Below are 23637 nucleotides of genomic sequence, written 5' to 3' on the forward strand. Positions count from 1 at the left end.
GGCTGAGACTCCTCCAGGTTGCTTACATCCGCACGATAACAAACCAGGCCTAGGCGATCAAACGAGCATCCAGCCAGCCACGCAGGCTATTGATAAAGGCCCAGCCGCTGGCATGGCTTGCCTCTTGCAACGTCACCACCTGCTCTGTCAGCCGGCCCTGGGACAGGGCCAGTGCCCGCCCCACGCCCGGCAGCAGCCCGCATTGCAGCGGCGGGGTGACCCAGCGCCCATCCAGCTGCACGGCAATATTGCCGCGCGTGCCTTCGGTGATCTGACCGTCCTCGTTGAAAAGCACGATATCGAAAATGCCGGCGCTCCGGGGCTTGAAAGCGTCGTAATGCTGACGTACCGAGGTTTTGAAACGCACCACATCGCTATGCGCCACCGCGTTTGCAATGGGTTGATGCGCCAGTTGCAGCGCCACCGGCTGGACCGTGGGCGGCAGGGGCTCGGCCGTGATCTGCACTTCACCCGTGATCGAAAGCGCCAGCCGCACTCGCCACTCGCCCATGGCATGAGTCTGTCTTGCCATGCGCTCCATATCGGACTCCAGCTGCATCTGCATCAAGGGATAGCGAAAATGCTGCGCCGTGATCTGCAGGCGCGCCCAATGCAAGGCCCAGTTCTGCCAGCGGCCTTCCTTGAGCGCCAGGGTTTCGAGGATCTCAAGATTCGTGTTCATGCTCCAACACCTTGCTCAAGCACCTTCAGAAAAGCCTGCTTGTGCTGCCATTCCATCCATTCGTCAGCCGCATTGGCGCTGGCCGTGATGCCGCTGCCTATGCCGCAGCTCAGGCGCCCGTTCTTGAGCACCACCGTGCGAATGGGAACATTGAAAGTTGCGTGAATACTCCCCGGCTTGGCCCCGGGTCGCACCACGCCCAGCGCACCGCAGTAGACGCCACGAGGCTCGGGCTCCAGCTCGCGAATCAGGCGCATGGCCTGGCGTTTGGGCGCCCCGGTAATCGAGCCGCAAGGGAACAGCGCCCCGAATACATCCACCAGTCGCACATCCGGGCGCGTGCGTGCCACCACATCCGAGGTCATCTGCCAGACGGCCGGCAGTGCCTGGACCTGAAACAGCTGTGGCACTTTCACGCTGTGCGGCACGGCTATGCGTGACAGGTCGTTGCGCAGCAAATCCACGATCATCACGTTCTCGGCCCGCTCCTTGGCCGATTCGCGCATGGCTTGAGCAGCCCGTGCATCGGCTTCGGGGGTCTTGCCACGCGCCGCCGTGCCCTTCATGGGGCGGGTCAGAATCCGCTCGCCGTCCCAGTCGAAAAACAACTCCGGGGACAGCGACAGCACCTGCATGTCACCACTGTCGACCAGCGCCGCATAGCCTCCGGGCTGGGCCTGCTGCAGCCTTGCAAACAGCTCTTGGGCCAGTGCGGAAGTGTCGGACTCTTTCTCACCCGAAAGCTCTGCAGTCAAGGGGGCTGTGTAATTGATCTGATAGCAGTCGCCCGCCGCAATGGCCGCATGAATGCGCGCCACATGGGCATCGAACTGTTCGCGGCTCAGAGCCGTCTGCCAATGTATTGCCGCAGAAGACACGGGCGGGTTCTGCCCACAGGCAGCCGACGGCGCGCGATGCAGGCCGAACCAGACCAGCGGCTGGCCAGCGGAATTCCTATGCACGGTCTCGGCATAGGCGCGATCAAACCCGCTGGCCGCCTCGTAGGCCAGCCAGCCCACGCACCACAGGCCTTGCTCGGCAGCCTGCTGCACGGCTTCCAGCACGGCAGGCACGTCCTCGGGCCGATACGCTTGCAAGACCTTCTCGGGCTCGCCAAAGCCATGCTGCAAACGGGCAGCATCCGTCTGCCAGGGAGCGGTGAAATCAAGAACGGTTTTCAAGTCAGATCACCTGCAAGCACACTATCAATATGCGCTGAATGCTATCAAACTTGCTATATCCATCAGCCTGGCATTGCCGGCATAAAAAAACGCGCTGAAGGAATCCCTCAGCGCGCATCCACCAATGGGCCACCTCTATCGGATGGCTAAGAGAGAACTCTATTACTTGCCGCCCAGTTGCGACTGGTACTTGGCCACGGCAGCCGTGTAGGCGGGGCTGGCCAGCAGACGCTGGTATTCGGCATAAGCCTTGCGGTACTCGGTGCTGAATTCTGTTTCGACATAAGCCGCAGGCGTGGGCATATAGCCCAGGCCTGCACGCTGGTACATCTCAAGGTCGGCCATCACTTCGGCACGACTTTTGCTGGAGGTTACGGAAGTTTGGGGGAGGTCTTGAGCCATGGCAACCGCTGCGCTGGCGGTCAGCACGGCGGCGGTCAACAAACGGGTGAGGGAGCGCATTTTCAATCCTTTCAAAGGCGCAGCGGCGGAAAGAAGACCTGCCGCGTGCTGCACGACTGAACTATGCGCCCTGCCCCCAGGGGCCGTCTGTGCGTTTTCTCACGCAAAAACTCATTTCATATTACGAAAAATCAATGTGCTTCTTCGAGCAGCAGCCGCAGGCCATCGACGCGGCAAAGACGCAAATTGCGCCCTTCACGTCTGAGCAGGCCCAGGCGCGTAAGCCGCGACATCTCGCGTGCGACCTCTTCGCGGCTGGTGCCCAGCATCAAGGCCAGATCGTTCTGGCGCGGAGCCGGCGACAGCAGGGCCTCGTCGTTCTCGATTCCCGCCATCTCGGCCCGCTCCAGCAACTGGGCATGCAGGCGGCCCCGCACCGTGAGGGTTCCCAGGCTGACCACACGCCGTGCCAGCACCCCGGCCAGCTCGCTAAGCCGCTGGACCACGGCCCGCATGACCAGGACATCGCTCATGATCAAGGCTTCGAGCTCGGCACTGGAAAGCGATGCCACCAGGCTTTCATGCGTGGCCTGCACCTGCACGGACACATGCCTGACCAGAGGCTTGGGGGCGAAAGCACCAAAAAAGAAACCGGGCTCCAGATAACCCAGAATCATGGCCCGCCCGCTGGTGCTGTAGCTGCCGACACTGAGCTGGCCGTTGATCAGCATGTACATGCGCTCATCGGTATAGGCCCCGTGCAGCACCTGTCCCGACTCCAGCCGGTGCCAAAGGCATTGCCCCGCCAGCACCGACAGCCTCTCGTCGGACAGCGACTCCAGCCAGCTCACGTTGCGCAATCCCTGCCAGGCAACGGCTGGCACAGGCGCTGAAACCGAGGGCAGCGGGGACTCGAGCATGGGCATGAACAACCTTGTGCAAAAAGAAATGGAAGGCCTCAGAACGCAGGGCCATGCAATGCATGGCCACACAGCATAGTAAGGTGGCCGACAGCAGCCCTACCCTTTTTCAACGTGGCGCTGCAGCGCAGCATCGCATAGACTCGCGGGCAAATTTGCCTGCAGGCTTTTCTGCGGGGCCCGCCATAGACAAGACCAGGAGACATCCCATGACCGCTACCGGCACGCCTTACGGCACCATCCCCCCTTCTTCGCCCCAGCCCCAGCGCCGCCCCGTCAGCCTGCCGCGCCTGTCCCAGATGCGCGCGGCCGGTGAAAAAATCACCATGCTCACGGCCTATGACGCCACTTTTGCCGCCGTGGCCGATGCTGCCGGTGTCGAATGCATCCTGGTCGGCGACTCGCTGGGCATGGTCTGCCAGGGCCTGCACAGCACCGTGGGCGTGACGCTTCAGGATATGGCCTATCACACGGCCAGCGTCACGCGCGGCCTGCATCGCGCCCAGGCCACGGCCTGGGTGATTGCCGACATGCCCTACGGCAGCTATGCCGAAAGTCCCGAACAGGCCATGCGCAGTGCCTGCCAGCTGATGCAGGCCGGCGCCCATATGGTCAAGCTCGAAGGCGGCGGCTGGACCGCTCCCACCGTGCGCTTTCTCGTCGATCGCGGCGTGCCCGTCTGCGCCCACCTGGGACTGACGCCACAGACCGTGCATGCACTGGGCGGCTACCGCGTCCAGGGCAAGGACGAACAGGCCGCCGCCACGCTGCGCCAGCATGCGCTGGAACTACAGGACGCCGGGGCCGCCATGCTGGTGCTGGAGATGGTGCCCGCAGCCCTGTCCGCCCAGCTGACCCAAGAGCTGCCGCTGTGCCACACCATAGGCATTGGCGCGGGCAATGGCACTGCCGGCCAGGTTCTGGTGCTGCACGACATGCTGGGCGTGAACCTGGGCAAGATGGCCAGGTTCGTGCACAACTTCATGGCCGATGCAGGCAGCGTCAAGGGCGCCATGGAGGCCTATGTGCAGGCCGTCAAGAATGGCAGCTTCCCCGACAATGCCCTGCACGCCTGGTGAGTCCGGGTTTTTGTTTTTGTTTTCCCCATTGTTTGAGTCATGCAAATCGTTCACACCATCGCCGACCTGCGCGCCGCCCTGGCCGGTCGCGGCCGCCCTGCTTTCGTGCCCACCATGGGCAATCTGCACGAAGGCCATCTCTCCCTGGTGCGCCAGGCCCGCCAGCACGGCGATGTGACCGTGGCCAGCATCTTCGTGAACCGCCTGCAGTTTCTGCCTCACGAAGACTTCGACAGCTACCCGCGCACCTTCGATGCCGACTGCGCCAAGCTGGAGGCCGAGGGTTGCGACATCGTCTTCGCCCCCAGGGAAAAAGACCTCTACCCCGAGCCGCAGACCTTCAAGGTCCTGCCCGATGCACAGTTGGCCGACATTCTGGAAGGACACTTCCGCCCCGGCTTCTTCACCGGCGTCTGCACCGTGGTCATGAAGCTGTTCCAGGCCGTGTTTGCCACCACGGGCGGCGGCACGGCCGTTTTCGGACAGAAGGACTATCAGCAACTGATGGTGATCCGCCGCATGGTGCAGCAGTTCGCCCTGCCCATAGAGATCATCGGCTGCGCCACGGCGCGTGCCAACAGTGGCCTGGCACTGAGCTCGCGCAACGGCTACCTCAGCGATGAGCAGCGCGTGCAGGCCATGGCGCTGTCCCAGGCGCTCAAGGCCCTGGCCGATGCCGCGCGCCAGGGCGGCAATCTTGCCGATCTCGAAACGCAGGCCATGGCCGCGCTGCGCGCCAAGGGCTGGGAGCCCGACTATCTGAGCGTGCGCCAGCGCAGCGATCTGCAGACACCTGTCGATGCGCGCAGCGGCGAACTGGTGGCCCTGGGCGCTGCACGCCTGGGTAGCACCAGGCTCATAGACAACCTGGAGTTCTAAGCTCTCTTAGGCACTTGGCAGCGGGCGGCACACCCGCTGCCAAGCGGCCAACCAAGGATCAAGCCCTGGCCCCGTGTCTCTGATTCAGAGTCAGGCATCAAGAACAAGGCAGCTTCGAATCGGTCTTAGCACTGATAGGAGCCCACGGAGCATTGGCTTGCCGGCGCCCTCAACTCCAGGCCCCGACCCTGCAGGCTGCAGAACAGGCCGTTGCCCATTTCCAGCTCCAGCACAAAATCGGCATCGCTGACAAAAGGCAGGGGCAGGCTGCGCAGGCGCTGCCCGGCAATATGCAGTTGCGCTTGCCGGACGCTGCCCACGGCGACCAATATTGGAGTCAAATCCGCCTCCAGCCCTTTGTCAGCCTGCGCAATTTGCTTGCATATCAATAGCAATGGCTGCCACAGGCCCTCACCGGCCCCGGTTCGGTCACCGTCATGCACACGGGCGGCGGAAAAGCGGATCTGCAGTGCGCCGTTCTGCAGGCTGATTGCCGCAACCTCGGAATCTTCAAACTCGAAATTCATGCGTCCGAGCATAGCGCCATGGCACCTTGGCAACAGCGGCCCGGACCGCCGCCGCGCATACTGTCAGCCACCCCATACACCGGCATGAAAGAGGACGCCAATGAGCGAGAAACTGTATCTGGATGACCTGTACGTAGGCCAGAAGTTCATCAGCGAGGGCTACCCGCTGGATGAGGCGCAAATCATTACCTATGCCAGGCAGTTCGATCCCCAGGTCTTTCACCTCGACCCCGAAGCCGCCAAGAACACCTTCTTCCAGGGTCTGGCCGCCAGCGGCTGGCACACAGCCTCCATCAGCATGCTGCTGGTGACGCAGAGCATTCCCCTGGCCGACGGTGTGATCGGCGGCGGCATGGAAGAGCTGGCCTGGCCCCAGCCCACGCGCCCCGGAGACGTGCTGCAGGTGGAGTCCGAAATCGTGGAGATCATTCCCTCCCAGTCCAAACCCAACCGGGCCCTGGTGCGCGTGCTCTCCCACACCAGGAACCAGCGTGGCGAGGTGCTGCAGCGCTTCAGGCCCAAGATGGTGTGCTTCAAGCGCCCGGCCTGACCCTCGCGCAGCAAAAGTCCGGGGCACTGCTTAATATCGCCCACCGGCGCTGCCTGCTCTGCATGGGCAGCGCCTCACTTGCTGCTGCGATATGAATCCCCATTTTTCCCTGAGCCGATGGCGCGCCGAATGGGCGCCCAGCGTGCCGCGTGAGCTGCTGGCCGGCGCCGTCGCCACGTTTGCGCTGATTCCCGAGGTCATTGCCTTTTCCTTTGTCGCGGGCGTGGACCCGGCCGTGGGGCTGTATGCCTCCTTCATCATCAGCATCGTGATTGCCGTGTTCGGTGCACGTCCGGCCATGGTCTCGGCAGCAGCCGGCTCGGTGGCCCTGGTGGCGGCCCCGCTGGTCGCATCGCATGGTCTGCAATATCTGCTGGCCGCGGGCCTTCTGGCCGGCGCCATGCAGATCGCCTTCGGCCTGTGCAAGATGGGCAGCCTGGTGCGCTTTGTCTCCAGCTCGGTGCGCACGGGTTTTGTCAACGCGCTCGCCATTCTGATCTTTTCAGCCCAGCTGCCGCATCTGCAGGGAGCCAACACCGCCACCTGGGCCATGCTGGCCCTGGGCCTGGCCCTGATCTACGGCCTGCCCTGGCTGGGACAGAGGCTTCAGCTCAAGGCACTGACCGCCATTCCCTCACCACTGATCTGCGTGCTGGTGCTGACGCTGCTGGGCAGCTTCATGGGTCTGCCTCTCAAGGCCGTGGCCGATCTGGGTCATCTGCCGGACAGCCTGCCGCTGTTCGCCCTGCCCGAAATCCCCGCGAGTCTGGAGACGCTGCGCATCATCGCCCTGCCGGCCCTGGCCATTGCCATGGTGGGCCTGCTGGAGTCGGTGCTCACGGCCGCCGTGGTGGACGACCTGACGGGCACGCCCAGCAACAAGAGCCGCGAGTGCACGGGCCTGGGCCTGGCCAATGTCTCGGCCAGCCTGTTCGGCGGCATTGCGGGCTGCGGCATGATAGGCCAGGCCGTTGGCAATGTGAAATACGGCGGCCGCGGTCGTCTGTCCACCCTGTTTGCCGGGGTATTTCTGCTGATTCTCATGGTCGCCCTCAAGCCCTGGGTGTCCCAGGTGCCGGTGATTGCTCTGGTGGCCATCATGGTCATGGTGTCGGTCTCGACCTTCGACTGGAAGTCGCTGGGCAATCTGGTGCGCCACCCGCGCCTGTCCAGCTCGGTGATGCTGGTGACGGTGGTCATCACCATCGCCACCCACAATCTGGCCGCCGGCGTGGTGGCAGGCGTGCTGCTCTCGGGCGTGTTCTTCACCTTCAAGGTGGCCCATATGCTGCAGGTCCGGGGCAGCCTGGACGAGGCTGGCGATATCTATACCTGGACGGTGAGCGGCCAGGTGTTTTTTGCCTCGGCCGATGCCCTGATCGAAGCCTTCGACGTGCGTGCCGCAGCCGGCAAGCAGGCCCGCATCGATGTGAGTGGCGCTCATTTCTGGGACATCACTGCCGTGGGCGCGCTGGACAAGGTGATGGAGCGTCTGCGCCAGCATGGCTGCCGCGTGGAGCTGACGGGGCTGGACGAGACCAGTCAACGACTGGTAGAGCGCATCAGGGTCTAGGTTTGGCGGCTGCTGACCGCTTATTTCAGGCTGGTCTGCGACAGGCGCTTGGCATTGGCCACGGCCTTGCGGCGAATCGGCGCCAGGCTTCTGGCCGCCACCTTGTCGGCCGCCACGGGCAGCTTCTGGCTCATGGTCCAGGGGTTGCGCATCCAGGCCAGACACAGTTGCTGCTGCACCTTGAACATTTCAGCCCCCATGGTCAGCCAGGCCTGGCTGAAGGCGACCTGCTTTTCCACCACCATGCGCGTGAACTCCTTCTGATCGCGCGCAGAGAGCACCGGACCGCTGAGCGCCATGCGCGTGAGCCGGTGGTTGATGACCTGAGGCACGGCCATGCTGATGTCCAGCAGCTCGCTGGCCGTGCGGTGGGGGATGGCGGATTCAGGCATGTGTAACTCCTTGCATTCAGGCGTTTTATTGTGCACTGCAACATAGAAGTTTGCGCAAGCTTACCGGCGAAAGCCCTATCGCCGAATTCAGCGCCTGTGCCCAAGCAGGCTGAGTGCCTCCTGCTCCAGTGCCGTCGTCAGCCAGGGCAGGCCCGCATCGGCAGGCCGGTGCAGCGGCAGCAACATGTGCACCTGGAACGCTATCGAAAACGCCAGCGGCCGCACCACCAGCTGCGGGCCGGCACAGGCCCGCGCAGTCAGCGGGTTGACGATGGCCAGACCCAGGCCATGCTGGACCATGGCGCAGACGGCAACGGCGCTGGCGGTCTCCAGGCTCAGCCGGCGCTGTACGCCGGCGCGGGCAAACACCGCATCGATCTGGGCCCGGTAGGGGTCGTCGCGCGCCAGGCTGATGAAGGACTCGCCTTCAAAGTCCCGCTCGCTCAGCAGCGCTTTCTGCGCCAGCGGGTGGTTGGCAGGCAGCACAGCCACTTCGTCCATGGCCGGCAAGGGCTGGCTGCGTGTGCCCGGCGGCGCCTCGGCCAGCTCGGACAGGCCCAAATCGAAGCGCTGGGCCGCCATCCATTCCTGCAGCAGCGGTGCCTCCTGGGTGCTCACGCTCACGGCCACGGCGCCATGACTGGCCTGCAGACGCGCCAGCGCGCCCGGCAGCAAGGCATGGCTGAGTGCCGGCAGGCACAGCACGCTGATGCTCGCGCCCTGCGGGCGCCCCAGCTCCACGGCGCGGTCGATCACGCGCTCCAGGCCTTGCCAGCTGCGCCGCACCTCGTCCCAGAGCAGCAAGGCCCGCGCATTGGCGCGCAGCCTGCCCTGCACGCGCTCGAACAGTGCATAGCCCAGCAGTTGCTCCATGCGCGCCAGCTCGCGGCTGACCGTGGGCTGCGAGGTATAGAGCAGTTGCGCCGCTCCCGTGACGCTGCCCGCCGTCATGACGGCACGGAACACCTCGATATGGCGATGGGTGATGCGCTGCGAAGCTTCTGAATCAGTCATGTTCAAAGCATATCAATATTGAATGATCTTCAAAAATCAAGCTATTGGACTGAATAGATAGCCGCGTGCATGATGCGCGGAACTATTCCCTTTCAAGAGACCGCCATGGCAAACCCCTTCTCTCCCGCACAGCTCTGGAACCTGGCCGACCAGTACGGCACGCCGCTGTGGGTCTATGACGCCGCCACCATCCGCGAGCGCATTGCCCAGCTCAAGGCTTTCGACACCGTGCGCTTTGCCCAGAAGGCCTGCTCCAATATCCACATACTCAAGCTGATGCGCGAGCAGGGCGTGAAGGTGGATGCGGTCTCGCGCGGCGAAGTCCTGCGCGCGCTGGCGGCGGGCTTCACGCCCGGCTTCGGCGAGCCTGCCGACATCGTCTTCACGGCCGACGTGATGGACGAGGCCACGCTGGCCACCGTGGTGGAGCACCAGGTGCCTGTGAACGCGGGCTCCATCGACATGCTGCACCAGATGGCCGCCGTGTCCAGGGGCCACCATGTCTGGCTGCGCATCAACCCCGGCTTCGGCCACGGCCACAGCAACAAGACCAACACCGGCGGCGAGCACAGCAAGCACGGCATCTGGCACAGCGAACTGGAAGCCGCGCTGGACGCCATCAAGGCCGGCGGCCTGGTGCTGGCCGGCCTGCATATGCACATCGGCTCGGGCGTGGACTACGGCCATCTGCAGGAAGTCTGCGGCGCCATGGTCAAGCTGGTCGAGCGCACCAAGGCAGCGGGCGTGGACCTGCACGCGATTTCGGCCGGCGGCGGCCTGTCCATCCCCTATCGTGCTGGCGATGCCACCATCGACACCAACCACTACCACGGCCTGTGGGATGCGGCGCGCAAGCAGGCCGAAAGCCTGGTGGGCCACAGCCTGGGTCTGGAACTGGAACCCGGCCGCTTCCTGGTGGCCGAGTCCGGCGTGCTGCTGGGCACCGTGCGCGCCACCAAGAATGCGGGCAGCAACCACTTCGTGCTGGTCGACACCGGCTTCAACGAACTGATGCGCCCCAGCATGTATGGCAGCTACCACGGCATGGAAGTGCTGCGCCGCGACGGCCAGAGCCTGCCCGCGCAGGACAGCGTGGTGGCCGGCCCGCTGTGCGAATCGGGCGACGTCTTCACCCAGGGCGACGGCGGCGTGGTGCTGCCCCGCTCGCTGGCCGGCGCCAGTGTGGGCGACCTGCTGGTGATTCACGACACGGGCGCCTACGGCAGCTCCATGTCCAGCAACTACAACACCCGCCCGCTGGCCGCCGAAGTGCTGATTGATGGTGCACAGACCCAGCTGATTCGCCGTCGCCAGACGGTGGAAGAACTGCTGGCCCTGGAACTGGGCTTGTAAGCTCCCCCTGAGCCGCTTTGCGGCTTCCCCCTCTCTCTACGCGCTGCGCGCTATGGGAGGGGGACGCAGCCATCGCTGCGGGGCGGCCCTTGCTTGGCTGCTCTTGTTTGGCCCGCGCCCTTTAGCAATTGCATCTTCAAGTTAAATAGCAGCTAGCGCTTATCTTTAAAGGGCTTCAGGCCAAAATCACCTGAAATCTTTTCTCTCGGCACCGCCCAGTGCCCGGCAAGTTCTTCCATGTCACAGCACTCCGCCTCCTCGGTCCATCGCCATACGCTGACGGGCATCGGCTTCACGGTGCTGGCCTGCGCCTGTTTTTCGATACTCGATACGGGCTCCAAATATGCGGGCGCCGTGCTGCCGCTGCTGATGGCGTTGTGGCTGCGCTATGCGCTGCAGTCGGTGCTGACTGTAGGCTTTGGCGTGGCGAGACATGGGCTGGAGATTTTTCGCACTCAGCGCCCGGGCTTTCAGTGTCTGCGCGCCATTCTGTTTTGCCTGAGCAATGCGCTGGCCATGCTCAGCCTGCGCTATCTGCCGCTGGCGGAGTTCACGGCCATCGTGGCACTGACGCCGCTGGCCCTGACCTTGCTGGCCGCGCTCTGGCTGGGTCAACAGGTCAGCCCCTTGCGCTGGGTGCTGGTGGCGCTGGGCTTTGCGGGCACGCTGGTCATCCTGCGACCGGGCGGCGGCCAGTTCAGCGGCTGGGCCCTGGTCTGGCCTGCGCTGCAGCTGCTGGCCAACACCGCCTATCAGATCCTGAGCAGCCGCATGGCGGGCAAGGAGCGCCCGCTGACCACGCAGATCTACACCAGCCTAGTGGCCCTGAGCCTGAGCTGCATGGCCTTGCCCTGGTCCTGGCAGTTGCCGGACAGCGCCGCGCTCTGGCTGGCCGCACTGGCCATGGGCGCAGGCAGCGCCGTCGGACATCTGATGCTGCTCAAGGCCTATGAAAAATCCGAGCCTGCGACCATCACGCCGTTTCTCTACAGCCAGATTCCCTGCGCACTGCTGGCAGGCTGGCTGGTCTATGGCCATATCCCCGACCAATGGGCCGTGCTGGGCATGGTCGTCATTGCGCTGTGCGGGGCCGCGAGTGCCTGGCTCAGCGTCAGAGAGGCGAAGTAGCTCGCCGGGCGCGCCGGAATCCGTCGGCCAGCACCATGGAAAACAATAGCTGCTACCGCCTGCATCCATTGACTTTCAGATAGAAAAGTATCTGAAATCAATGAATATCAAGCGCTAACAGCTATCGTTCTATGGGCTTATTCGCCGCGCGGATCGCGCACCATCAGATGCTGCACGGCTTCGGTGACCGGCAGTTGGCCGTCCAGCAGGGCAACCACGGTTTCGGTGATGGGCATTTCCACGCCGACCTGACGCGCCCGGGCGAGCACGGTGCGGGCGCTGTACACGCCCTCGGCCACATGGCCCAGCGAGGTCACGGCCTGCTCCAGGCTCTTGCCTTCGGCCAGCAACAGGCCCACCTTGCGGTTGCGCGAGAGATCGCCGGTAGCGGTCAGCACCAGATCGCCAAGGCCGGACAGGCCCATGAAGGTTTCGGCCCGCGCGCCCAGGGCCACGCCCAGACGCGTCATCTCGGCCAGACCACGCGTGACAAGGGCTGCGCGCGCGTTCAGACCCAGCTGCAGGCCGTCGCAAAGACCCGTGGCAATGGCCAGCACATTCTTGACGGCTCCGCCGACTTCCACGCCCACGATGTCGTGATTGGCATAGACGCGCATGGCCTCGCCGTGAAAGGCCGACACCAGCAGCTCGCTCACACCCTCGTGGGCGCTGGCTGCCACCAGAGCCGTAGGCTGCTGGCGCGCCACCTCTGCCGCGAAGCTGGGGCCGCTGAGCGCACCGCTTTGCAGCTGCGGCGCCACCTGCTGGCAGACTTCATGCGCCATCAGTCCATAGCTGCCGGCAGGTGCATCGGCGGCCACGGCCTCGAAGCCCTTGCACAGCCAGACCACGGGCCGGCGACAATCCTTGAGCTGGCCCAGCCACTGGCGCAGCGCCGCCATGGGCGTGCCCAGCACAATCAGATCGGCATCCGCCACATGGGCCATCACATCTCCGCTGACCACCGTGAGCGCATCCGGGAATCGGATGCCAGGCAGATAGCGGCTGTTGGCGCGCTCGGCCTGCATGAGCTGCGCCTGCGCCGGGTCACGCGCCCAGAGGCTGACGCTGCCCTGCTCCGGATGGGTGGCCGCGCTGATGGCCATGGCCGTACCCCAGGCGCCAGCGCCGATGACAAGAATTTTCATACCTGAATTTTGATAGCAGTTTGCGCACAACCCACAAGAAAAAGAGGCCTCGAGGGCCTCTTTCTTGCCTGGCCGCCGATTCTTGCACATCGCAGGAATCAGCAATTGCCGTCAGCTTACTGGGGCAGCTGGCCTTCGGCCTGTGCTGCGGCAGCCGCTTGCTGCTGCTCGTACATGGCCTGGAAGTTGATTTCGGCCAGATGCACGGGAGGGAAGCCGGCGCGGGTCACCACGTCGGCCACGTTGCCGCGCAGATAGGGGTAGATGATCTGGGGGCAGGCAATGCCGATCACGCCGCCCATCTGGTCTTCGGGAACGTTGCGGATTTCGAAGATGCCGGCCTGCTTGGCTTCGACCAGGAACACGGTCTTGTCCTGGATCTTGGTCTGAACCGTGGCGGTCACGGCCACTTCGTAGACGCCTTCAGCCACGGGAGTGGCTTCCACACCCAGCTGGATGTCCACGCTGGGCTGCTCTTGCTCCAGCAGGATGGCGGGAGAGTTGGGCTGCTCCAGGGACAGGTCCTTCAGATACACGCGTTGGATCTGGAACACGGGGCTGTTGTCTTGTTCGGCCATGATGAGCTAGGTCTTTCAGAAAATCTTGAGAGGGAAATGAAAATGCCTGCGCAGAGGACTAGCACACAGCTATCCTCACAGCAGGCATTTCCATGAAATAGCGCTTTGCATTATGCAGTGACAGCCAGAGGCTGCGTCGTAGCAGGCAGCACAAAGCGCAAATTCATGCCGTTTGGCGGCAGCGGCACGGCAAGTAATCAGCTTTGCAGCAGGGGCAGCAGACCGCCCTTGGCATCCAGTGCCATCAGATCGTCGCAACCGCCCACATGGGTATCGCCAATGAAGATCTGGGGTACGGTGCGGCGGCCGGTGACCTGCATCATGTGATCGCGGGCAGCGGTATCGAAATCGATGCGCACTTCCTCGATCTGCTCCACGCCCTTGGACTTGAGAATCTGCTTGGCACGAATGCAATAGGGGCAGACGGCGGTGGTGTACATCTTCACGGCTTGCATGAGCAACTTCCTTGGTGTTTTTGCAATGCAGCATGCTGTGCTGCAGTCGTCAGAGTTCTCAGTTGCGGCCGAATCAGGCTTTTTCAACCGGCAGGCCGGCATCGCGCCAGGCCTTCATGCCGCCAGCCAGCGCCTGGGCCTTTTCGTAACCCAGCTTCTTGGCCACGGCTTCGGCACGCGCAGCACGGGCGCCCGATGCGCACACGAGCACCACGGGCAGCTGCTTGTTCTTGACGGTAGTGGGCAGCTTTTCCTCCAACTGGCTCAGGGGCAGGTTCCTGGCTCCGTTGACATGGCCGGCCGCAAACTCTTCAGGCTCGCAGACGTCCAGCACCACGGCTTTTTCACGGTTGATCAGGTGCACGGCAGCCGCTGCCGACAGCGAACCACCTGTCGCTCCGCGCAGTGCGGGCAGCAGCAGCATCACACCCGAAGCCACGGCAATCAGGATCAAATACCAGTTATCAATGATGAATTTCACGTCATTCCTTGGGATGGCAAACCGAACGATTTTAGAGGCAGGCTTGCCGGCGGATCGCGCCAGAGGACCACAGCCCCTCCTCTCGCAAGCCAAAACCCTCTGTTTATATGCCTTACGCCGCAAGTGAGTGCTCTGCACAATCCCCGAAGGGCCCAACAGGAATAGCTTGGCGGCCGCCGCTGGAGCCGACCGGCTTACCTTGCCTCAAGCCCGGACAAAGACCTGCCCCTAAAATGCACGGTTTTGACTTTGTGTCATTACTGCTTTGCTACTTTGAGAGAATCCATGTACAAGCTCGTTCTGATCCGCCACGGTGAATCCACCTGGAACCTTGAAAACCGCTTCACCGGCTGGACCGATGTGGATCTGACTGCCACCGGCGTCGAACAGGCCAAGAAGGCCGGCCAACTGCTCAAGGCAGAAGGCTATGACTTCGATGTGGCCTATACCAGCGTGCTCAAGCGCGCCATCCGTACCCTGTGGCATGTGCAGGATGAAATGGACCGCACCTGGCTGCCCGTGGTGCATAGCTGGCGTCTCAACGAACGCCACTACGGCGGTCTGCAGGGTCTGAACAAGGCCGATATGGCCAAGCAGTATGGCGACGAACAAGTGCTGGTCTGGCGCCGCAGCTACGACGTGCCGCCTCCCGCCCTGGAAGCCACCGACCCCCGCAGCGAACGCAGCGATGTGCGCTACGCCAAGCTGCAGCCCGAGCAGATCCCGCTGACCGAGTGCCTCAAGGACACGGTCGAGCGCGTCGTGCCGTTCTGGAACGAGTCCATCGCCCCCGCCATCAAGGCCGGCAAGCGCGTGGTGGTTGCCGCCCACGGCAACTCCATCCGCGCCCTGATCAAGTATCTGGACAATATCGCCGACGACAAGATCGTGGGCGTGAACGTGCCCAACGGCATTCCTCTGGTCTATGAGCTCGACGCCGATCTCAAGCCCATCCGCCACTACTACCTGGGCGATGCCGAAGCCGCCGCCAAGGCAGCAGCGGCAGTTGCAGCCCAGGGCAAGGCCTGAGAGAGACCTCTTCACCGCTCCTGTTCAGGCCGCTTGCGCAGTCTGAACAGGACTGACACGGCAAAAGGCCTGTGGAACCTCATGGGCCTTCCGCCGTCCAAGGTGTATATTGCGAATGGTTTAAGGGGTGCTATGGGTCAAAAAATCAAAATTGCAGGCTGGATCTCTGTGGGCGTGGTCGCCGGTGCGTTGACCACCGTATCCCTGCAGACGCTGGCTCGCGGGGGTGTGACGCCTCTGCCACTTGAAGAAATCCAGCAGTTGTCGGCCGTCTTCGGCCTGATCAAGACCGATTACGTGGAGCAGGTCAGCGACAAGAAGCTGATCACCGACGCCATCTCCGGCATGGTCTCCAGCCTGGACCCTCACTCCCAGTACTTCGACAAGAAAACCTACAAAGAATTCAAGGAAGGCACTTCCGGCAAGTTCGTTGGCGTCGGCATCGAGATCACCATGGAAGACGGGCTGATCAAGATCGTCTCCCCCATCGAAGGCTCGCCCGCTTTCCGCGCGGGTCTCAAGACCGGCGACCTGATCACCAAGATCGACGACACGGCCGTCAAGGGCCTGACGCTCAATGACGCTGTCAAGCGCATGCGTGGCGAACCGAATACCAAGGTGCGCCTGAACATCCTGCGAAAGGATGAAAGCCGCAGCTTCCCCGTCACCATCACCCGCGAAGAAATCAAGACCCAATCGGTCAAGGGCAAGGTGATCGAGCCCGGTTATGCCTGGATCCGCCTGAGCCAGTTCCAGGAACGCACCGTGGATGACTTTGTCCGCAAGGTCGAGGAAATCTACAAGCAGGAGCCCAATCTCAAGGGACTGGTGCTGGACCTGCGCAACGATCCCGGCGGTTTGCTGGATGCGGCCGTAGCCATCTCCGCAGCCTTCCTGCCACCCGATGTTCCCGTGGTCTCCACCAACGGCCAGTTGGCCGAAAGCAAGGCCGTCTACAAGGCATCGCCCGAGTTCTACGCCCAGCGCGGTTTTGGCGACCCCTTGCAACGCCTGCCTGCGGCACTGAAAAAGCTGCCTCTGGTGGTGCTGGTCAACGAAGGCTCGGCCTCGGCCAGCGAGATCGTGGCCGGAGCTCTGCAAGATCACAAACGCGCTACCGTCATGGGCAGCCAGTCCTTTGGCAAGGGATCGGTGCAAACCGTGCGCCCCCTGGGACCCGATACGGCTCTCAAACTGACGACGGCGCGCTACTACACGCCTAGTGGAAAATCCATTCAGGCCAAGGGCATCGTGCCTGATGTGATGGTGGATGAGACTGCAGACGGCGATTTGTTTGCTGCGCTGAGCATGCGTGAAGCAGACCTTGAAAAGCATTTGTCCAGTGGACAGGGTGCGGAGGTCAAGAACGATTCACTTGAAAAGGCCCGCGAAGAAGCGCGCAAACGCCTGGAAGAGGAAGCCAAGAAGCCAGCCGCCGAACGCCGCCTGCCGGAATTCGGGTCCGAAAAGGACTTTCAGCTGCAACAGGCGCTGAACAAGCTCAAAGGCCAACCTGTCAAGGTCAGCAAAACCCTGACGGAGCGCAAAATCGAAGAGAAGCCCGGAGACGCGACGGCCGCGGACAAAAAGCCCGCTGACAAGAAAGCGCCCGAAAAAGGCGAATCCGACAAGAGCAAAAAATAAGCACCGGGTTATGGAACCCGCTCAAAATCAGCCGGGCTTGCCCGGCTTTTTTCTTGGAACCATGGAAGCAAACCGATGAATGACGATCAATTGCTACGCTATTCCCGTCACATCATGCTCGACGAAATCGGCATCGAAGGCCAGGAACGCATTCTGGCAGCGCATGCAGTGATCATTGGAGCCGGCGGCTTGGGCTCGCCTGCCGCACTCTATCTGGGCTCGGCAGGTGTGGGGCGCATCACCATCGTCGACAACGACGTCGTGGACATGACCAATCTGCAGCGCCAGATTGCCCACACGACCGAGCGCATAGGCATGCCCAAGGTGGATTCGATCCGCACTGCCGTACATGCCATCAATCCCGGGATCGAGATTCGCTGCATCCAGCAGCGTGCAACCGAGACCCTGCTCGATGAACTGCTGCCTGAGGCAAGCATCGTGCTCGACTGCACCGACAACTACAAGACCCGCCAGACCATCAATGCGGCTTGCGTACGCCACGGCATACCCCTGGTCGAAGGAGCTGCCATCCGTGTCGATGGCCAGCTGATGGTCATTGATCCACGCAACCCCGACAGCCCATGCTATGCATGCGTCTTTCCGCCAGAGGCTGAATTTGAAGAGGTTCAGTGCTCGACCATGGGCGTCTTTGCTCCGCTGGTTGGACTGATCGGCACCCAGCAAGCTGCAGAAGCACTGAAGCTGATTGTCGGTTTTGGCCGATCTTCTGTCGGACAACTTCAAATGCTTGATGCGCGTTCCATGGAGTGGAGTAGGATGAAAATTGCTAGGGTTAAAACCTGTGATATCTGCGGAACGCCAAACACAAATTACAAAAAATGACAATACAATGATTTTTTCATGGGCCGTAATTGATTTTCCACATTGAGAATTGAAATGACTCTCACCGCTTGATCCTTGGCGTCCACCTCATCAGCTTGCTACCGTCGTGAAACTGCGTACCTTTTTTGTTGAAGACAATCCCACGATTCGCGACAACCTGATTGCGACGATGGCGGAGCTTGCCGATGTGGAAGCGGTCGGGGTGGCAGAGACCGAAGCCGATGCTGTACGCTGGCTCAGCCACAACCCTGACGCCTGGGACCTGGTCATCGTAGACTTGTTCTTGCGCGAGGGCAGCGGTCTCGGCATCGTCACAAGCCTTCAACATCGACCACCGCAGAAAAAGCTGCTCGTGTTGAGCAATTACGCGACCGCCGATATACGACAGCGCTGCCTTGAACTCAGCGCAGATGCCGTATTTGACAAATCCAACGAAATCGATGCGCTTATCGATTTCTGTATCGATTTAAATACCAGTAAATCTTGAAAATAATGAAAATAAAAAAGGCTTGAATATCTCAAGCCTTTTTTATTGGAGTCTCCATTAATCGATCAATCGATTTTTCAACGCATAGTATGTCAGATCGCTATTTGAGGAAAGGCCCATTTTTTCCATGAGTCTTGTCCGGTAAGTGCTCACTGTTTTCACGCTCAACGAAAGCGATTTGGCAATGTCTCCAGCCGTCTCGCCGCGCGCAAGCTTCAGGAATACCTGAAACTCACGCTCCGACAATTGCTCGTGTGCCGGAACATCATCCTTGCGGTTGAGTTGCTGGGCCAAAAGATCTGCAACTGCCGGCGTCAGGTAACGCCTTCCCAGAGCCACAGTCCGGATGGCCTCTGCAATATCCTGAGGATCGCACTCCTTGTTGAGATATCCGCTGGCCCCCTGACGAATCAAGTTGATTGCGTAATGCTCCTCAGGGTATCCACTTAGTATCAGGATACCCATATCAGGTGCTTTGGCCCTGAGCATGGCCAAGGCATCTATGCCGCTTTGCCCTGGCATGGACAAGTCCATCAACAGCACGTCAATTTCATGCTCCCGAACCAAGTCAATGGCCTCCCGCCCATTGCCCGCTTCTCCCACGACCCTCAGATCTACATGTTCCGACAGGAATTGGCGTAATCCCGAGCGAACAATCGCATGGTCATCCACTATGCCTACTTTTATCATGAACACCTCTTTTCATGAAACTGCGCTCATCTCCAGGGCGCATCACATTTTAAGACCCGCACTATGATGTCAGTCGTTGACGCTACGGTTATGCAGAATATCAGGTAATTGCCTTGTAGGTGAGAGGATGTAGATGCGTTGGACCAATATCCGCAAAATTGCAGTCAGCCTGACGATCGCAGTCATTGCGGCAGTCTTAATGGTAAGCATTAATGAAGCAGGCTATAAGCGCTCGCTGCACGCTCTGGACACGCTCACCAAGACGCAAGCCACCAGAGCCAAGCTCAATTTGCTGATGCAGCAAATGCTGGATGCGGAAACCGGCCTGCGCGGCTACCTGCTGACGGGAGAGGAGCGCTATCTCGAGCCCTATAACTCTGCCTCCGCCGCCATCAGCAGCAGCATGGATGACCTGCGCGGCATCTTCATCATGGATCCCAAGGAGCTGGCAACCTTTACTCCGCTGGCCCGCCAGGTAGAGCGCAAGACCAGCGAAATGGAGCTGAGCCTGCGCCTTTATCGCCAGGGCAACGATGAAGCGTGGCGCTTTGTGATGTTTACCGACGTAGGCATGGAGAACATGGATGCCATACGGGGCCACATCAAGACCCTGATGGACAGCATCGACCAGCGCGTCAAGTCCAATCTCGCGGATATCGAACAAACGCTGGGTCTGTCACGCCTGGGAATTGCGACAGTGACCGCTCTGGGGATTCTGGGCTTCTTCATGTACCTGCGACAGGCCAATGCGCTGCAGCACTCACATCAGCGCGAGCAGGAGATTCAGCGCGATGAACGCAATCGTCTGGAGGAAGTCGTTCGCGACCGCACAGCGGCCCTCACCGAGCTGGCAACCCATTTGCAGCAAGTACGCGAGGATGAGCGAGCGCACTTGGCACGCGAGTTGCACGACGAACTGGGCTCGCTGCTGACCGCAGCGAAACTGGACGTTGCCCGCCTCAAGTCCAAGATCGACACCTCGACACCCGACGTCTCCGAACGCATCACCCATCTGATCGAGACGCTCAACAGCGGGATTGCACTCAAACGCCGCATCATTGAAGACCTCCGACCCTCTTCTCTATCCAACCTGGGCCTGACCACCGCGCTGGAAATCCTGACACGGGAATTCGGTGAACGCAGCAACATCGAGGTGGAATGCAGCCTGGAGCAAGTGGACCTGCCTGAATCCACGCAGCTGACGGTCTATCGCGTCGTACAGGAGTCGCTCACCAACATCGGGAAATACGCCAGGGCCAGTCATGTCATCGTCACGGTACACAACTATCCCACCTATGTGGCCGTGCAGATCCAGGACGATGGTCAAGGCTTCGAGACGGCCAGCATGCGCCCCAACTCCCATGGACTGGCAGGCATGAAACACCGTGTTGAAGCTGTCGGCGGCAGGCTTACCGTGGCATCCCAGCTCGGCAAGGGAACCACTATCTCGGCAGTCATTCCTTTGACAATGGCAAGCACCTGAACTGGGTGTACATGTCAACGCAGTCCTACATGACTGTCCCTAAATACCCCGACCCTGGTGACAGAAGCTCACCGTCAAGCCTGGGCGGCTCAGTTCTCTACATTCAATACATGGCCGCACGGCAATGCCTGTCGGCCTGCATTCGATAGGAGAAAACCATGTTGCACTACGCCATTGTCTTTCTGGTGATTGCCTTGATCGCTGCAGTGTTCGGCTTCGGCGGCATCGCGGCCAGCGCCGTAGGTATCGCCAAGATTCTGTTTTTCGTGTTTCTGGTCATGGCCGTCATCACCTTCCTGATGGGCCTCGTGAAGAAATAGCACTGGCGCCAAATGTGTAGAACTTTGTTCCTGCACATTGCACAAACCACCAGTATTCGCCATGATCGCTCTCAGCTTCTGCCTCCGAGAGGCCGGGTTACGAAGACTGGCGTTACTTCACGCTGTCACGATAATTTCTAGATTTCAGGGAGTTCCAAACAATGAGCCAAGCCGTAAAAGACGCCAAGGACACGGTTGAAGATCTCAAGGACGCTGCCAAGGAGCTGGCTGCCGATGCCAAGGACTCTGCAAAGCATGCCGCCCAATCCGCCCAGAATGTGGCCCACAAGGTGGCCGATGCCGCTGAAGATGCAGTGGACTCCGGCAAGCAGACCGCCCAGAAAATGGTGAATGAAGCTCAGGACGTGGCAGAGGACGTCGCCGACAAGGTTCATGACGCCGCACGCCGCGCACGCCGCACAGCCTCCGAGGCCATCGACTCCACGGGGCGTCATATGCGCAATATCGACGACAGCGAAAACCCGCTGATCGACAACCTGGCCAACCGGGCACAGGATCTGGCCGAGCGCAGTATCAACTTCTGGGCCGACAGCTCACATCGCGCACGCCGTCAGTTCAACACCGCAGCGGATGCGACCACCAAGTATGTGTCCGAACAACCCGGGCGCTCCGTGCTGATCGCCGCCGCGACCGGCGCAGCCCTGGCGACGGCCTTCTTTCTGGGTCGCTCGCGCAGGAAGTGAGCGGAAATTCACTCTGAGCTGTTTTTCACAAGCGTTCTTTGCGCCTTTTCAAAACCAAGGGAGAACCATATGAAGGATCTGACTCGCGCTTTGGCTTTCAGTCTGGTCGCCGCAACGACCGTGCTGGGTACCACGGCCTGTTCGGTGGCTCGTGACCAGCAGACTGTGGGCTCCTATGTGGACGACGCCGGCATCACCACTGCGGTGAAGGCCAAGATGGCCGAAGACAAGAATGTCTCTGCAACCGCCATCAGCGTGGAAACCATGAACGGCACCGTACAGCTGTCGGGCTTTGCCAAATCCGAAGCAGAAAAGGCCCGTGCCGGCGAAATTGCCCGCACGACCAAGCATGTGCGCGAAGTGCGCAACAGCATCGTGGTCAGACCCTGATCTGCCCGCATGAAGCAAAGCCCTGTCCGAGGGCTGCGCTTCCAGCCCCAAAGCCAGCTTTTGAGCTGGCTTTGTTTTTTCCTACAACCGGGTCGCTGACTTCGCCATTAAAGTGTCCGCATGCAAGTTTTCAACTGCGAGGCCTGCGGCCACCTGATCTATTTTGAAAGCCTGCAATGCGTGCATTGCGGGGCCAGCCAGGCCTTTCTGCCCGACCAGTTGCGCGTCGGCATTCTGCCCCTGGCCGGGGGCCCCGACGCACGCTACCGCGCCTGCGCCCACCGCCACAACATCAGCCTGTGCAATTTTGCGATCGAGGCCTCAGACCCGCAGCCGCTCTGCGTTTCCTGCCGACAGACCGAATGGCTGCCGGACGGCGGCGATCCCGCCAATGAGCTGCGCTGGGCCAAGATCGAGGTCGCCAAGCGCAGGCTGTTCTACACCCTGGCCAGGCTGGGCCTGCTGGACCCTCATGGGCACCGCGTGGCCGAGCCGCGCTTTTCCCTGCTCGCGGATCTTCCCGGCCAGAACCCCGTCATGACCGGCCATGCCAGCGGCATGATCACGCTCAACGTGGTCGAGGCAGACGACGATGAGCGCGCCAAACGCCGTCAGGCCTTGCACGAGCCCTATCGCACGCTGATAGGACATCTGCGTCACGAATCGGGACATTTCTACTGGGATCAGCTGATAGCAAACAGCGTGCATCTGGAGCGCTTCAGGGCATTGTTTGGCTATGAGAATCAGGACTATGCCCAGGCACTGCAGCGCCATTACGGCAAGGACCCGCTGGACAACAGCTGGCGCGGTCAGTTCATCAGCGCCTATGCCACGGCCCACCCCTGGGAGGACTGGGCCGAGACCTGGGCTCACTATCTGCACATGGTGGACTTGCTGGAGACCGCTGCCAGCTATGGCACCTGCATTACCGTGCCGGACATCCCCAGCACGGGCCAGCAACTCATTCAGAACCCGCTGGGGCCGGTGCCACCCGATTTTTCGGTGATGCAATCCCAGTGGGTGCCGCTGACCCTGCTGCACAACAGCCTGAATCGCGGCCTCGGCCATGGCGACGCCTATCCCTTTGCCATTTCCGGCGCGGCCTGGGACAAGCTGCGCTTCGTCCACGAGACCATCAGCAGCTATCGCAGCAGGGTGACTAGCCAGGGAGGCTGAAAGCTCAGGCCTTGCGGCCGACCTTGAGCATCAGGCGCTCATGCACGCCCTTGGAGACGAACTTGTCCACATCGCCATTGAGCGTGGCAATCTCGCGCACAAAGGTGGAGCTGATGAACTGATAGCGATCGCTGGGCGTGAGGAACACGGTTTCCACCTCGGGCATCAGTGTGCGGTTCATGCCGGCAAGCTGGAACTCATAGTCGAAGTCCGTCACCGCGCGCAGGCCGCGCACCATGGCCTTGGCGCCGCGCGCGAGCACGAAATGCGCGAGCAGCCCGTCAAAGCTCTCCACCTCCACCTGCGGATAGTTGGCGCAGGACTCGCGCACCATGGCAATGCGCTCTTCCAACGAAAACAGCGTCTTTTTGTGATGGCCTGCCGCCACGGCCACGATGACCTTGCCAAACAGCTGTGCAGCCCGGCGCACCACATCTTCATGCCCCAGCGTGATCGGGTCAAAGGTTCCGGGGTAAACAGCAATCAGGTCCTGGCTCATGGCTTATCTCTCTCCTGCGGGTCTTGATGA

Annotated in this window: 28 protein-coding genes; 15 read left to right on the top strand and 13 right to left on the bottom strand. The window is 61.5% G+C overall.

Annotated features, from left to right (window positions below; all coding sequences use genetic code 11):
- Positions 1 to 49: 49 nt before the first annotated feature.
- The 4 genes from CTR2_RS22725 to CTR2_RS22740 form a co-directional block, all read right to left on the bottom strand.
- On the bottom strand, positions 50 to 682 hold the full coding sequence (locus CTR2_RS22725) for an aminotransferase class IV (RefSeq protein WP_087080760.1): 633 nt from the start codon (positions 680 to 682) through the stop codon (positions 50 to 52).
- Entirely contained in the window at positions 679 to 1863 is a 1185-nt protein-coding gene (gene pabB, locus CTR2_RS22730; protein WP_087080757.1) for an aminodeoxychorismate synthase component I, read from the bottom strand. The genes CTR2_RS22725 and pabB overlap by 4 nt, the downstream gene beginning before the upstream one ends.
- A gap of 162 nt (positions 1864 to 2025) precedes the next feature.
- Positions 2026 to 2325: a DUF4148 domain-containing protein gene (locus CTR2_RS22735; protein WP_034355729.1), complete on the bottom strand. Its 300-nt coding sequence runs from the start codon at positions 2323 to 2325 to the stop codon at positions 2026 to 2028.
- Between the two features lie 131 nt (positions 2326 to 2456).
- The gene (locus tag CTR2_RS22740) at positions 2457 to 3191 is read right to left on the bottom strand and encodes a Crp/Fnr family transcriptional regulator (RefSeq protein ID WP_087084456.1); all 735 of its coding nucleotides are present in this window, start codon (positions 3189 to 3191) and stop codon (positions 2457 to 2459) included.
- A 203-nt stretch (positions 3192 to 3394) separates the two neighbouring features.
- Between CTR2_RS22740 and panB the strand changes: the two genes are divergently transcribed.
- Entirely contained in the window at positions 3395 to 4264 is an 870-nt protein-coding gene (gene panB / locus CTR2_RS22745) for a 3-methyl-2-oxobutanoate hydroxymethyltransferase (protein ID WP_087080755.1), read from the top strand.
- Between the two features lie 39 nt (positions 4265 to 4303).
- Positions 4304 to 5143: a pantoate--beta-alanine ligase gene (gene panC, locus CTR2_RS22750; protein WP_087080753.1), complete on the top strand. Its 840-nt coding sequence runs from the start codon at positions 4304 to 4306 to the stop codon at positions 5141 to 5143.
- Between the two features lie 125 nt (positions 5144 to 5268).
- Here panC and CTR2_RS22755 read toward each other — a convergent pair whose 3' ends face one another.
- On the bottom strand, positions 5269 to 5670 hold the full coding sequence (locus CTR2_RS22755; protein ID WP_087080751.1) for a hypothetical protein: 402 nt from the start codon (positions 5668 to 5670) through the stop codon (positions 5269 to 5271).
- Between the two features lie 100 nt (positions 5671 to 5770).
- Here CTR2_RS22755 and CTR2_RS22760 point away from each other — a divergent pair, with 100 nt between their 5' ends.
- A complete protein-coding gene (locus tag CTR2_RS22760) occupies positions 5771 to 6220 on the top strand; it encodes a MaoC family dehydratase (RefSeq protein ID WP_087080749.1) in 450 nt (149 codons plus the stop codon).
- A 91-nt stretch (positions 6221 to 6311) separates the two neighbouring features.
- Positions 6312 to 7793: a SulP family inorganic anion transporter gene (locus tag CTR2_RS22765; protein WP_087080747.1), complete on the top strand. Its 1482-nt coding sequence runs from the start codon at positions 6312 to 6314 to the stop codon at positions 7791 to 7793.
- 20 nt (positions 7794 to 7813) lie between these two features.
- Here the strand turns inward: CTR2_RS22765 and CTR2_RS22770 are convergent, their stop codons facing one another.
- Positions 7814 to 8185, bottom strand: a complete 372-nt coding sequence (locus tag CTR2_RS22770; RefSeq protein ID WP_003066750.1) for a polyhydroxyalkanoate granule-associated phasin — start codon at positions 8183 to 8185, stop codon at positions 7814 to 7816.
- Between the two features lie 87 nt (positions 8186 to 8272).
- Entirely contained in the window at positions 8273 to 9199 is a 927-nt protein-coding gene (locus tag CTR2_RS22775) for a LysR family transcriptional regulator (protein ID WP_087080745.1), read from the bottom strand.
- A 105-nt stretch (positions 9200 to 9304) separates the two neighbouring features.
- Between CTR2_RS22775 and lysA the strand changes: the two genes are divergently transcribed.
- Together lysA and CTR2_RS22785 are read left to right on the top strand one after the other, a co-directional pair.
- The gene (lysA, locus tag CTR2_RS22780; RefSeq protein ID WP_087084455.1) at positions 9305 to 10552 is read left to right on the top strand and encodes a diaminopimelate decarboxylase; all 1248 of its coding nucleotides are present in this window, start codon (positions 9305 to 9307) and stop codon (positions 10550 to 10552) included.
- A 237-nt stretch (positions 10553 to 10789) separates the two neighbouring features.
- Positions 10790 to 11680, top strand: coding sequence for a DMT family transporter (locus tag CTR2_RS22785; protein ID WP_087080743.1), 891 nt, complete (start codon positions 10790 to 10792; stop codon positions 11678 to 11680).
- 137 nt (positions 11681 to 11817) lie between these two features.
- Here the strand turns inward: CTR2_RS22785 and CTR2_RS22790 are convergent, their stop codons facing one another.
- From CTR2_RS22790 to CTR2_RS22805, 4 genes are all read right to left on the bottom strand, one after another.
- Complete coding sequence (locus tag CTR2_RS22790) at positions 11818 to 12828, bottom strand: NAD(P)H-dependent glycerol-3-phosphate dehydrogenase (RefSeq protein WP_087080741.1); 1011 nt, start codon at positions 12826 to 12828, stop codon at positions 11818 to 11820.
- A gap of 116 nt (positions 12829 to 12944) precedes the next feature.
- A complete protein-coding gene (gene secB, locus CTR2_RS22795; protein ID WP_003066740.1) occupies positions 12945 to 13406 on the bottom strand; it encodes a protein-export chaperone SecB in 462 nt (153 codons plus the stop codon).
- Positions 13407 to 13603: 197 nt separating this feature from the next.
- Positions 13604 to 13861 (bottom strand): glutaredoxin 3, encoded by a 258-nt coding sequence (gene grxC / locus CTR2_RS22800; protein ID WP_087080739.1) that lies wholly within the window; start codon positions 13859 to 13861, stop codon positions 13604 to 13606.
- Positions 13862 to 13934: 73 nt separating this feature from the next.
- Positions 13935 to 14342 carry a rhodanese-like domain-containing protein gene (locus CTR2_RS22805; RefSeq protein WP_087080738.1) on the bottom strand — a complete coding sequence of 136 codons (408 nt, stop codon included), beginning with the start codon at positions 14340 to 14342 and terminating at the stop codon, positions 13935 to 13937.
- Between the two features lie 285 nt (positions 14343 to 14627).
- On the opposite strand from CTR2_RS22805, the gene gpmA reads away from it, so the two are divergent.
- From gpmA to CTR2_RS22825, 4 genes are all read left to right on the top strand, one after another.
- The gene (gene gpmA / locus CTR2_RS22810; RefSeq protein WP_087080735.1) at positions 14628 to 15371 is read left to right on the top strand and encodes a 2,3-diphosphoglycerate-dependent phosphoglycerate mutase; all 744 of its coding nucleotides are present in this window, start codon (positions 14628 to 14630) and stop codon (positions 15369 to 15371) included.
- A 132-nt stretch (positions 15372 to 15503) separates the two neighbouring features.
- Complete coding sequence (locus CTR2_RS22815) at positions 15504 to 17015, top strand: S41 family peptidase (RefSeq protein WP_003072649.1); 1512 nt, start codon at positions 15504 to 15506, stop codon at positions 17013 to 17015.
- Positions 17016 to 17090: 75 nt separating this feature from the next.
- Positions 17091 to 17858, top strand: a complete 768-nt coding sequence (locus CTR2_RS22820) for a HesA/MoeB/ThiF family protein (RefSeq protein ID WP_087080733.1) — start codon at positions 17091 to 17093, stop codon at positions 17856 to 17858.
- Between the two features lie 106 nt (positions 17859 to 17964).
- The gene (locus tag CTR2_RS22825) at positions 17965 to 18345 is read left to right on the top strand and encodes a response regulator (protein ID WP_003066723.1); all 381 of its coding nucleotides are present in this window, start codon (positions 17965 to 17967) and stop codon (positions 18343 to 18345) included.
- Positions 18346 to 18402: 57 nt separating this feature from the next.
- Here the strand turns inward: CTR2_RS22825 and CTR2_RS22830 are convergent, their stop codons facing one another.
- A complete protein-coding gene (locus CTR2_RS22830; RefSeq protein WP_003051886.1) occupies positions 18403 to 19035 on the bottom strand; it encodes a response regulator in 633 nt (210 codons plus the stop codon).
- 133 nt (positions 19036 to 19168) lie between these two features.
- Here CTR2_RS22830 and CTR2_RS22835 point away from each other — a divergent pair, with 133 nt between their 5' ends.
- The 5 genes from CTR2_RS22835 (at position 19169) to CTR2_RS22855 (ending at position 23108) form a co-directional block, all read left to right on the top strand.
- On the top strand, positions 19169 to 20518 hold the full coding sequence (locus CTR2_RS22835) for a sensor histidine kinase (protein ID WP_087080731.1): 1350 nt from the start codon (positions 19169 to 19171) through the stop codon (positions 20516 to 20518).
- Between the two features lie 158 nt (positions 20519 to 20676).
- Positions 20677 to 20838, top strand: coding sequence for a DUF1328 domain-containing protein (locus tag CTR2_RS22840; RefSeq protein WP_003051882.1), 162 nt, complete (start codon positions 20677 to 20679; stop codon positions 20836 to 20838).
- Positions 20839 to 20999: 161 nt separating this feature from the next.
- On the top strand, positions 21000 to 21542 hold the full coding sequence (locus tag CTR2_RS22845) for a YtxH domain-containing protein (protein ID WP_087080729.1): 543 nt from the start codon (positions 21000 to 21002) through the stop codon (positions 21540 to 21542).
- A gap of 69 nt (positions 21543 to 21611) precedes the next feature.
- Positions 21612 to 21932, top strand: a complete 321-nt coding sequence (locus tag CTR2_RS22850) for a BON domain-containing protein (protein ID WP_087080727.1) — start codon at positions 21612 to 21614, stop codon at positions 21930 to 21932.
- 120 nt (positions 21933 to 22052) lie between these two features.
- Positions 22053 to 23108 carry a zinc-binding metallopeptidase family protein gene (locus tag CTR2_RS22855; protein ID WP_087080725.1) on the top strand — a complete coding sequence of 352 codons (1056 nt, stop codon included), beginning with the start codon at positions 22053 to 22055 and terminating at the stop codon, positions 23106 to 23108.
- Between the two features lie 4 nt (positions 23109 to 23112).
- Here the strand turns inward: CTR2_RS22855 and coaD are convergent, their stop codons facing one another.
- Positions 23113 to 23607: a pantetheine-phosphate adenylyltransferase gene (gene coaD / locus CTR2_RS22860; RefSeq protein ID WP_003066712.1), complete on the bottom strand. Its 495-nt coding sequence runs from the start codon at positions 23605 to 23607 to the stop codon at positions 23113 to 23115.
- Positions 23608 to 23637 lie beyond the last annotated feature (30 nt).

This window comes from Comamonas thiooxydans (assembly GCF_002157685.2).
Taxonomy (GTDB): Bacteria; Pseudomonadota; Gammaproteobacteria; order Burkholderiales; family Burkholderiaceae_C; genus Comamonas; species Comamonas testosteroni_H.